We start from the raw sequence: 2987 nt of genomic DNA on the forward strand, positions 1-2987 counted from the left end.
GGCGTAGACGCCGACCCGGACCAGCGTCTGGTTGGCGAACGCCGGGAGGACGAGCGGGGCGGCAATCAGGGCCAGCGCGACGACGGCGAGGACGACGATCCGCGCGGATCTGTTGCGGTGTGCGGACAAGATGCTGCTCATCAGACTCTCACCACGACCTTTCGTCCGAACAGGCCTTGGGGACGGAGGATGAGGATGACAAAGATGAGGAAGAACGGCACGGCGATCTTCAGGTCGTGGCCGATGAACGGCACGTACACGGCCACGAGGTTCTCCAGGACGCCGATCGCCGAGGCGGCGACGACGCAGCCGATCGGGCTGCTCAGTCCGCCGAGGATGACGGCCGCAAGGGCATAGACCAGCGCAGTATCCAGCATGCCCGGAGTCAGGGTCAGCTGCGGGGCGACCAGGACCCCGGCGATGGCACCGAGCGCCGCAGCGAGGCCCCAGCCCACCATCAGCAGCCTTCCCACGGGGAGCCCGGACAACGCCGCGGATGCGGGGCTGTCGGCCACGGCGCGAAGAGCGAGGCCGAGCTTGGTGCGCAGGAACAGCACCTGCAGCGCCGCCATGATCACGACGATCGTCACCGTGGTAGCCAGCGACCGGACGCTCACCACCGCCCCGAGAATGTCGACGCTGGTGAGCGGGAAGAGCGAGGGGAATTCGAGGTTGTTGTAGCTCCAGATGATGGCCGTGATGCCCGTGACCAGGGTCAGCAGGCCGATCGTCACCACGACGGCGGTATCCGGGTCGCCGCGCTCGAACCGGCGGACCAGGAACCGCTCCACGAGGGCGCCGATGAAGAATGAAATCGCCACCGCGAGGATGATCCCTACGATCAGCGGCAGTCCCAGCTGGACGAAGGCATAGGCGACGTACGCGGAAAGCACGGCGAGGCCGCCCTGGGCGAAATTGATGAGGCCGGTCGCCTGGTTCACGAGCACAATTGCCAGAGCCAGGGCCGCATAGATAGATCCGGTGGAGAGACCGTCAACCACCAGCTGGATAAAGATTCCCATCCGTTCAACCCCCCAGGTAGGCGCGGCGGATCTCGTCCATGCCCTTGAGCTCGGCCGAGGTGCCGGTCAGCACGTTGCGGCCCGTTTCGAGCACGGTTGCCGTGTCCACCACCGAGAAGGCGAGGTTGGCATTTTGCTCCACAACCACCATCGCGATGCCGGACTCGCGCCGGAGCCGGCGGATCGCCTCATATACAGTTTTGGCCGTACTCGGCGCCAGGCCCAGGGATGCTTCGTCGAGCAGCAACAGCCTGGGCTTGGCCATGAAGGCCCGGCCCACCGCGAGCATCTGCTGCTCACCGCCGGACAGGGCCGCAGCCCGCGAGCCGATCCGTTCCTTCAGTTGCGGAAACAACTCCAGGCAGTAGTCGATGTCCGCGGAGATCGCCTGGCGGCCCTTGCGCAGGTAGGCACCGACCAGCAGGTTTTCGCGGACGCTCAGCTGGCCGAGGGTTCCACGGCCTTCCGGAACGTGGGCGATCCCCAGGGCCGCGACCTGGTCCGGGCGCAGGCCCCGGATGTCGCGGCCGTCGAACGTGATCCGTCCGCCGGTGTGCACGGTGCCGCTGATTGCACGCAGCGTGGTGGTCTTGCCCGCCCCGTTGGCACCGAGGATGCCCACCGAGCCGCCCTCCGGCACGCTGAGCGAGACACCGTCGATCACTTGGACAGGGCCGTAGGACGCGGTCACGTCGGCGAGCTCAAGCAGCGTCATCCGAGGCGTCCTTCCCGATGTAGGCCTCAATGACGCGTGGATCGGATTGCGCCYCTGCCGCAGTGCCTGCCATAAGTTTGCGCCCGTGGTCGAGCACCACCACCTGGTCCGTGAGGGCTGAAATGAGGCCCATGTGGTGCTCGACAATGACGATGGTGGTGTCCTGCTCGGCACGGATCCGCTTCACCGTCCCGATGAGCTGCTCCACCTCGCCATGCGAGAGTCCTGCGGCGGGCTCATCAAGCAGCAGCAGCGCGGGCCTGGACAGCATGGCACGCCACAGCTCGATGCCCTTGTGCAGGCCGTGCGAGAGTTCATCCGCCGGCAGGTCCGCCGCCCAGCCAAGTCCGGCCCGCTCAAGGAGCTCAAGTGCTTCGGCGCGGATTGAGCGCTCGGCACGCGCGGTGTTCGGCAGCCGCAGCGCCCACGCAACGGGCCCGCCGGGGAGCCGGGTGTGCCCGCCGAGCAGCACGTTTTCCAGGACGGTGGCATTCAACCGCAGGGCTGGATGCTGGAAGGTGCGCGCCAGACCCAGCCGGGCGAGGCGGGACGGGGCGCTGCCCAGCACCTCGGTGCCGTTGATGGTGATCGAGCCGGAGCTGGGCTTGTAGTGACCGCTGATGCAGTTAAAAAGGGAGGTTTTGCCGGCACCGTTGGGGCCGACCAGGCCAAGGATGACCCCGGGCTTGACGTCGAAGCCCACGTCCTGGAGCACCTTGACCCCGCCAAAGTGCAGGTTAACGTCTTTCAGGCTCAGGCTTGCGGCCACCCCGTACCTTCCTGTCGCACCATTGCAAGGAATCGGTGCGATCGGTCAGGACCGCCCGAGACCGACGGTACGGATCGCAGACGAAATTGTCAACGATCTGGAAGGCATGGTGGCCGGGGGCTGGCTGAGTACAGCTAGCCCCCGGCCACCGACTGAATAATAAGGACTTCCTGGCCCGGCGCCACCTCGGTGCCGAGCCCCTGCAGCCGCCGGATCTCGTTCCCGCTGACGTAGATATTCACGTAACGGCGGACTGCTCCGGTCTCGTCCCGCAGGCGCCGGGACAAGGCGGGCAAGTCCCCGGTCACGGCATCCAGCAGCCACCGGACAGTGACAGGCCCGTCAGCGGGCGCAGTCAGGATGGACTGCCCGCCGGCCAGGGGCGCCAGGACGCTGGGCAGCAGCACACTGATCTCAGGCAACGCGACGACTCACGCGGAGGCCGCGGCGACGGCGGGCTCCGCAGTGCGCAGTCCCGGAC

At 67.1% G+C, this 2987-nt stretch carries 4 protein-coding genes; all 4 read right to left on the minus strand.

The window, feature by feature from the left end:
- Positions 1 to 140: 140 nt before the first annotated feature.
- Complete coding sequence (locus tag AB4Y86_RS15765) at positions 141 to 1022, minus strand: branched-chain amino acid ABC transporter permease (protein ID WP_441403129.1); 882 nt, start codon at positions 1020 to 1022, stop codon at positions 141 to 143.
- A gap of 4 nt (positions 1023 to 1026) precedes the next feature.
- Positions 1027 to 1737: an ABC transporter ATP-binding protein gene (locus tag AB4Y86_RS15770; RefSeq protein WP_441403130.1), complete on the minus strand. Its 711-nt coding sequence runs from the start codon at positions 1735 to 1737 to the stop codon at positions 1027 to 1029.
- Entirely contained in the window at positions 1724 to 2506 is a 783-nt protein-coding gene (locus AB4Y86_RS15775; protein ID WP_441403131.1) for an ABC transporter ATP-binding protein, read from the minus strand. The genes AB4Y86_RS15770 and AB4Y86_RS15775 overlap by 14 nt, the downstream gene beginning before the upstream one ends.
- A 134-nt stretch (positions 2507 to 2640) precedes the next feature.
- Complete coding sequence (locus AB4Y86_RS15780; protein WP_441403132.1) at positions 2641 to 2928, minus strand: MoaD/ThiS family protein; 288 nt, start codon at positions 2926 to 2928, stop codon at positions 2641 to 2643.
- Positions 2929 to 2987: the final 59 nt, after the last annotated feature.

This window comes from Arthrobacter sp. 2YAF22_2 (assembly GCF_052114645.1).
Classification (GTDB): domain Bacteria; phylum Actinomycetota; class Actinomycetes; order Actinomycetales; family Micrococcaceae; genus Arthrobacter.